Genomic DNA, 7,330 nt, shown 5'->3' with positions numbered 1-7,330 from the left:
CATCGTTGCCGCACAAGCCAAAGGTATTGCCGGCGGTTCGGTATTCTCTTGGAACTGGCTGCCGCTCTTCCCAATCTTCATCGTTTATCTGATTTCCGCCGTTGCCGAAACCAACCGCGCGCCGTTTAGACAGACGCATGACCGACTGTCGCAAACGCGTCAACCGTATGCCCCTCGGTGCTGCCGCACTGGCGGGGACGACTTATCCGATTCGGCGCGAAATTACCGCCGAACTGCTGGGTTTCGAGCAAATCTGCCAAAACTCGCTTGATGCCGTATCCGACCGCGATTTCGCCGTCGAGTTTACCGCCGCCGCCTCGCTGGTTATGGTTCACCTGAGCCGCCTGTCTGAAGAATTGATTTTGTGGATGAGTCCGCGTTTCGGCTTTATCGACATCGCCGACCGTTTCTGCACCGGCTCGTCCATCATGCCGCAGAAGAAAAATCCCGATGTGCCCGAACTTGTGCGCGGCAAATCCGGACGCGTCATCGGACACCTTATCGGCTTGATTACCCTGATGAAATCGCAGCCCTTGGCGTACAACAAAGACAATCAGGAAGACAAAGAACCGCTGTTTGACACCGCCGACACGCTCATCGACACATTGCGGATTTACGCCGATATGATGCGCGGCGTAACCGTCAAACCCGACAATATGCGCGCCGCCGTGATGCAGGGCTTCGCCACTGCCACCGATTTGGCAGATTACTTGGTCAAAAAAGGTATGCCCTTCCGTGACAGTCATGAAGTCGTTGCCCAAGCCGTGCGCCATGCCGATGAAGCTGGCTTTGATTTGAGCGAATTGTCGCTTGAAGTCCTGCAAGGTTTCAGCGATTTGATTGCCGACGATGTTTACAGCGTGCTGACACCCGAGGGCAGCTTAAACGCCCGCAACCACTTGGGCGGCACCGCGCCGGAACAAGTGCGCCTCCAAGTCAAACGCTGGCGTGAAGTGTTGGCTTAGCCCCCCAATGCCGTCTGAAGAAATGTTCAGACGGCATTTTTAAAAGGCAAGAACACTATGACCGATACGGATACCCAAGCCGACCGCTTCGAACAGATGATGTGGCAGGCGGTGGACAAACTTTTTGAACAGCATAACGGCAAACTCGAAAGCATGGGCGGACGGGAACAGGAGCTGGTTTTGATTTGGCGGGCGGAAGCCGATATCGGCAACGGCGGCATACTGCAATTTGTCTGCAACTGGGGTTTTCCCGCCGCCGAAAAGACTTGTTCCGTTCTGAAAAAAATCGGCGCGGTACACAGCGCAATGCTGATCCATCGGGCGGCAGACGCATTGGACAAAGAAATCCGCCACCTCCAATCGGAAGGTAAAAACCTAAAAGAAATGTGGGATATAACACAACATCTCGACAACAAAACCGCCTCGCTGCTGAACAGTCTGGATGAACAATATTGGCAAGACCCCGACAAACTGTATCTGCTGGGATGGCAATACTATTCCGGCAACCCTGTTCAGACGGCATTTTAAAGGGAAGGGTTCTCAAGTATTCCGGCAAATCAAGATGCCGCCTTTGCCCGCATTCCGACACGCATTACCCACTGCTTTCCGCCTTACGGGCGCGATGCACGGAAAAAAATACAAGTCATAACAAACCATAACTGGATCGGACAACAACAAATTTAAAAAAATAATTATTTGCATTTATAAAAAAGAAGGAATACACTACACCCCGTTATGTCTTAACAAGGTATACACCCTCATTCATTAGGAGAAAATCGATATGAAAACATCTATCCGATACGCACTGCTTGCCGCAGCCCTGACCGCCGCCGCCCCCGCGCTGGCAGACATTACCGTGTACAACGGCCAACACAAAGAAGCCACGCAGGCACTTGCCGATGCCTTTACCCAAGCCACCGGCATCAAAGTAAAAATTAACAGCGGCAAAAGCGACCAGCTTGCCGGACAAATCAAAGAAGAAGGCAGCCGAAGCCCCGCCGACGTATTCTATTCCGAACAAATCCCCCCGCTGGTTACGCTTTCCGCAGCCACCCTCTTAGAAACTCTCCCCGCAAAAACGATTAACGACACACGCCGCAAAGGCGTGCCGGTTGCCGCCAAAAAAGACTGGGTGGCATTGAGCGGACGTTCGCGCGTCGTCGTTTACGACACCCGCAAACTGTCTGAAAAAGATTTGGAAAAATCCGTCCTGAATTACGCCACGCCGAAATGGAAAGACCGTATCGGTTATGTACCGACTTCAGGCGCGTTCTTGGAACAGGTTGTCGCCATCGTCAAACTGAAAGGCGAAGCAGCCGCCCTGAAATGGCTCAAAGGCTTAAAAGAAAACGGCAAACTGTATGCTAAAAACACTGTCGCGCTCCAAGCCGTCGAAAACGGCGAAGTGCCGGCCGCCCTCATCAACAACTACTACTGGTATGCGTTTGCCAAAGAAAAAGGCGTGAACAACATCCATTCCCGCCTGAACTTCGTCCGCCACAAAGACCCCGGTGCACTCGTTACCTATTCCGGCGCGGCTGTGCTGAAATCTTCCCCGAACAAAGCCGAAGCACAAAAATTCGTCGCCTTCCTTGCCGGCAAACAAGGACAGCAGGTCTTGACTTCCGTCCGCGCAGAATATCCGCTGCACGCCGGCGTGTCTTCCCCGTTCAATATGGAACCTTATGCCAAATTGGAAGCACCTGAAGTATCTGCAACCACCATTGCCGACAAAGAAAATGCCACCCGCCTCCTCGAACAGGCAGGTCTGAAATAAACTCTTTCCGTTCAAACGGTCGGACAACCCTGCTGTCCGACCGTTTTCTATCCGAATCCGATTTATGTCCCGCAACAAAATACCCTCATGGCTGACCGCCCTCATCCTGCTTATCGCCTTGCCGCTGACCCTTCCTTTCCTTTATGTCGCCATGCGTTCGTGGCAGGTTGGTGCAACACGCGCCTACGAACTGCTGTTCCGCCCACGCATGTTTGATTTGCTGGGAAACACCCTGATGCTGATGTTGGGCGTTACCCTGATTTCTATCGTTTTGGGCATTACCTGCGCTGTCCTGTTCCAACGTTACCGCTTGTTCGGCAAAACCTTTTTTCAGACGGCAATTACTCTGCCCTTATGCATACCTGCATTTGTCAGCTGCTTTACATGGATCAGCCTGACTTTCCGCGTGGAGGGATTTTGGGGAACCGTTATGATTATGAGCCTGTCGTCTTTTCCCCTCGCCTACCTACCGGTCGAGGCGGCCCTCAAACGCATCAGCCTGTCGTTTGAAGAAGTCAGCCTTTCCTTGGGTAAAAGCCGCCTGCAAACTTTCTTTTCCGCCATACTTCCCCAACTCAAACCTGCCATCGGCAGCAGCATCCTGCTGATTGCGTTGCACATGCTGATTGAATTCGGTGCAGTATCGATACTCAACTATCCGACCTTTACCACCGCCATTTTCCAAGAATACGAAATGTCGTTCGACAATAACACCGCCGCGCTGCTGTCCGCCGTTTTAATGGCAGTGTGCGGCATCGTCGTATTTGGAGAAAGCATTTTCCGTGGAAAAACCAAGCTCTATCACAGCGGTAAAGGCGTTGCCCGCCCCTACCCAGTCAAAACGATGAAGCTGCCTGCGCAAATCTGCACAGTATTTTTTCTTGGCTCGCTGCTGGTTTTAAGCATCGTCATCCCATTCGGCATCCTTATCCGCTGGATGATGGTCGGCTCGTCCGGCACATTTGAACTCGTATCCGTATTCGATGCATTTGCCCGATCGATGGGCGTATCCGCCGCCGGCGCATTATTGACCATATTGTGTGCACTGCCGCTCGTTTGGGCATCCGTACGCTACCGCAACCTGATAACCGTATGGATAGACAGGCTGCCCTTCCTGCTGCACGCCGTACCCGGCCTGGTGATCGCCTTGTCGCTGATTTATTTCAGCATCAACTATGCACCATCCGTTTACCAAACCTTTATCGTCGTCGTCCTTGCCTATTTCATGCTTTACCTGCCGATGGCGCAAACCACCCTGAGGACTTCCTTGGAACAATTCCCCAAAGGCATGGAACAGGTCGGCGCAACATTGGGGCGCGGACACTTCTTTATTTTCAGGACGTTGGGGCTGCCGTCCATCCTGCCCGGCATTACCGCCGCATTCGCACTCGTCTTCCTCAACCTGATGAAAGAGCTGACCGCCACCCTGCTGCTAACCGCAGATGATGTCCACACGCTCTCCACCGCCGTTTGGGAATACACGTCAGACGCACAATATGCCGCCGCCACCCCGTATGCCCTTATGCTGGTACTGTTTTCAGGCCTGCCCGTATTCATACTGAAAAAATACGCCTTCAAATAACACTGCTGCGAAAGACCGACTATGACCGCGCCCGCACTCCAAATCCGCCAACTGACCAAAAACTTTCAGAACCATGCCGTTCTGCAAAATATCTCGCTCACACTCGGCAAAGGGGAAATCCTCTTCGTCATCGGTGCATCAGGTTGCGGCAAAACCACGCTGCTGCGCTGCCTTGCCGGTTTTGAACAGCCCGATTCCGGAGAAATCTCGCTTTACGGAAGAACAATCTATTCAGAAAATACCAACCTTCCCGTCCGCGAACGCCGTTTGGGCTACGTCGTACAAGAAGGCGTACTGTTCCCCCACCTGACCGTTTACCGCAACATCGCCTACGGACTGGGCAACGGCAAAGGCAAGACGGCGCAGGAGCGGCAACGCATCGAAGCCATGATGACCCTGACCGGCATTTCCGAACTCTCAAACCGTCATCCGCACGAACTTTCGGGCGGACAGCAACAGCGCGTCGCCCTCGCCCGCGCCCTCGCCCCCGATCCCGAACTGATTTTGTTGGACGAACCCTTCAGCGCACTGGACGAACAGTTGCGCCGCCAGATTCGCGAAGACATGATTGCCGCCCTGCGCGCCAACGGCAAATCTGCCGTTTTCGTCAGCCACGACCGGGAAGAAGCCCTGCAATACGCCGACCGGATTGCCGTCATGAAACAGGGGCGCATCCTCCAGACTGCAGCCCCTCACGAACTGTACCGACAACCTGCCGACCTTGAAACAGCCCTATTTATCGGCGAAGGTATCTCCCTGCCCGCCACACTCAACGCCGACGGTACGGCAGACTCCGAATTAGGCAGGCTCCCCGTCGGAAACACCTTACCCGCAGGCACACGCGGCACACTGCTCATCCGTCCGGAACAATTCAGCTTCAACTGCCCGAACACCCATGCTGCCGAATTATCCGCCACCATCCTCAACGCCATACCCAAAGCACGCCACATCCAAATCCGCCTGAAAATCGAGCAAACCATCCTGACGCTGAACACCCCCTACGCACCCGATTTTTCAGACGGCACACAGACACGCATCTACTTGAATTCAGAAGCACTGTTTTTCCCGGAACAACCTGCCCCGTAAGTTTGGAAACACCATGCCGTCTGAAAGGCGTGCCAATGTCTGGCGATATTCATCTTGTTGAAAACATAATTTATTTGTTAATATAGAAACACGCGGCAGCGTAAGACCGACTGCCGCTCAAAAACAGAAAATACCTGTTTGCGCAAACCGGACGGGAAATAGCCTATCCCGACATTTCCCCTCAAATCACAACACTTCCAACATACATGCCGCACACCGCAGCATACGAAAGGATATATCATGGCAAAAGTACTCATCGTACCCGTATCTGCCGGACTTGACGCATCCGCCGCCGCCCGGTCATTTGCAAAAGCCTTGAACGCACAAGTTTTCCAAGCCTTTGACACACAAGCAGAAGCCCTGTTGGCGCAAGGCAAAAGCGACGACTGGTTTGACGCGACGGTCGGTAAAGTTGCCGCACTCGATGCCGACAACCTCATTATCGAAGGCATCGCACCCGATGCCGACAAAATCTACCTTGCAGGCAAAAACGTCGAACTGGCGCTCTCTTTGGACGCTGCCGCCGTATTTGCCGTCCGTTCCGACAACGCCGATGCAGACGAACTGGCGCACCGGCTGAACCTTGCCAAACAGTTCTTTGCCACTGCACCGGGCGTATTGGAAGGTTTTATTGTCGACGGTGCGGCAGCCTCCGTTGCCGAAGCGGCTGCCGAAAAAACCGGTTTAACGTTCTTCGGCTCAAGCAGCGCGCTGAAAGACGTATCCGTATTGGCAAACCGACAAACCAAACGCCTTTCGCCCGCCCAATTCCGCTACAACCTGATTGACTTCGCCCGCAAAGCCGATAAACGCATCGTCCTGCCTGAAGGTGCCGAGCCGCGCACCGTCCAAGCCGCCGCCATCTGTCACGAAAAAGGCATTGCCCGCTGCGTCCTGCTTGCCAAACGCGAAGAAGTCGAAGCCGTTGCCAAAGAACGCGGCATCAGCCTGCCCGACTCTTTGGAAATCATCGATCCCGCCTCATTGGTCGAACAATACGTCGAGCCGATGTGCGAACTGCGCAAATCCAAAGGCCTGACACCCGAAGACGCGCGCAAACAACTGCAAGACACCGTGGTACTCGGTACGATGATGATGGCGCAAAACGATGTGGACGGCCTGGTATCCGGCGCGGTTCACACCACCGCCAACACCATCCGCCCCGCTTTGCAACTGATTAAAACCGCACCGGGTGCAAGCCTCGTATCCAGCGTATTCTTTATGCTGCTACCCAACCAAGTCCTCGTCTTCGGCGACTGCGCGGTTAATCCGAACCCAACTGCGCAACAGCTTGCCGACATCGCCATCCAGTCTGCCGATTCCGCAAAAGCCTTCGGCATCGACCCGAAAGTGGCCATGATTTCCTACTCTACGGTCAGCTCCGGCAGCGGTCCCGATGTCGATACCGTTATCGAAGCAACCAAACTTGCCCAAGAAAAACGCCCCGACCTCGCTATCGACGGCCCGCTGCAATATGATGCGGCAACCGTGCCGGGCGTGGGCAAATCGAAAGCCCCGGGCAGCCCGGTGGCAGGACAGGCAACCGTTTTGGTCTTCCCAGACCTGAACACCGGCAACTGCACCTATAAAGCCGTCCAACGCAACGCCAACGTCTTAAGCGTCGGTCCGCTGCTGCAAGGCCTGCGCAAACCGGTCAACGACCTATCTCGCGGCGCACTGGTAGAAGACATCGTGTTTACCATCGCCCTGACTGCGGTTCAGGCAAAACAAATGGAAGGCTGATAAAGCCCCAAAAGTATGCCGTCTGAAACTTGATTTGGTTTCAGACGGCATTTTGACAATAAGCCCCTCCGTTTCAGACCATTACCTTATCCCGATACGGCACGACCCATACAACTGCGCTCCAAGCATTGAATTATCAAGCACTTTTTTGTACAATCCGTCCATCCCAAACATTAT

General features: G+C 53.9%; 5 protein-coding genes and 2 pseudogenes. All 7 read left to right on the top strand.

Annotation, left to right across the window (positions count from 1 at the left end; translation table 11 throughout):
• A pseudogene (locus tag ACRPFF_RS06670) lies at nucleotides 1–127 on the top strand (NADH-quinone oxidoreductase subunit H); the annotation flags it as partial.
• A 7-nt stretch (nucleotides 128–134) separates the two neighbouring features.
• Nucleotides 135–965, top strand: a pseudogene (gene argH, locus ACRPFF_RS06665) (argininosuccinate lyase); the annotation flags it as partial.
• Nucleotides 966–1,022: 57 nt separating this feature from the next.
• Entirely contained in the window at nucleotides 1,023–1,493 is a 471-nt protein-coding gene (locus ACRPFF_RS06660) for a DMP19 family protein (RefSeq protein WP_432674165.1), read from the top strand.
• 253 nt (nucleotides 1,494–1,746) lie between these two features.
• Nucleotides 1,747–2,742 carry an iron ABC transporter substrate-binding protein gene (locus ACRPFF_RS06655; RefSeq protein WP_432674164.1) on the top strand — a complete coding sequence of 332 codons (996 nt, stop codon included), beginning with the start codon at nucleotides 1,747–1,749 and terminating at the stop codon, nucleotides 2,740–2,742.
• 64 nt (nucleotides 2,743–2,806) lie between these two features.
• Entirely contained in the window at nucleotides 2,807–4,324 is a 1,518-nt protein-coding gene (locus tag ACRPFF_RS06650) for an ABC transporter permease (RefSeq protein ID WP_432674163.1), read from the top strand.
• A gap of 21 nt (nucleotides 4,325–4,345) precedes the next feature.
• Nucleotides 4,346–5,410, top strand: coding sequence for an ABC transporter ATP-binding protein (locus tag ACRPFF_RS06645; RefSeq protein ID WP_301668359.1), 1,065 nt, complete (start codon nucleotides 4,346–4,348; stop codon nucleotides 5,408–5,410).
• A gap of 240 nt (nucleotides 5,411–5,650) precedes the next feature.
• Entirely contained in the window at nucleotides 5,651–7,153 is a 1,503-nt protein-coding gene (gene pta / locus ACRPFF_RS06640) for a phosphate acetyltransferase (RefSeq protein ID WP_432674162.1), read from the top strand.
• Nucleotides 7,154–7,330: the final 177 nt, after the last annotated feature.

Source organism: Neisseria sp. SLRRB23, assembly GCF_050896295.1.
In the GTDB taxonomy this organism is placed as follows: domain Bacteria; phylum Pseudomonadota; class Gammaproteobacteria; order Burkholderiales; family Neisseriaceae; genus Neisseria.
The sequence above is the reverse complement of the archived record's forward strand: the minus strand, read 5'-3'. Positions and strand labels throughout refer to the sequence as shown.

Excerpts from the sequence above, each read along its gene's own strand:
- ACRPFF_RS06655 (WP_432674164.1), top strand. The coding sequence starts at position 1,747 with ATGAAAACATCTATCCGATACGCACTGCTTGCCGCAGCCCTGACCGCC.
- pta (WP_432674162.1), top strand. The coding sequence starts at position 5,651 with ATGGCAAAAGTACTCATCGTACCCGTATCTGCCGGACTTGACGCATCC.
- ACRPFF_RS06660 (WP_432674165.1), top strand. The coding sequence starts at position 1,023 with ATGACCGATACGGATACCCAAGCCGACCGCTTCGAACAGATGATGTGG.
- ACRPFF_RS06650 (WP_432674163.1), top strand. The coding sequence starts at position 2,807 with ATGTCCCGCAACAAAATACCCTCATGGCTGACCGCCCTCATCCTGCTT.
- ACRPFF_RS06645 (WP_301668359.1), top strand. The coding sequence starts at position 4,346 with ATGACCGCGCCCGCACTCCAAATCCGCCAACTGACCAAAAACTTTCAG.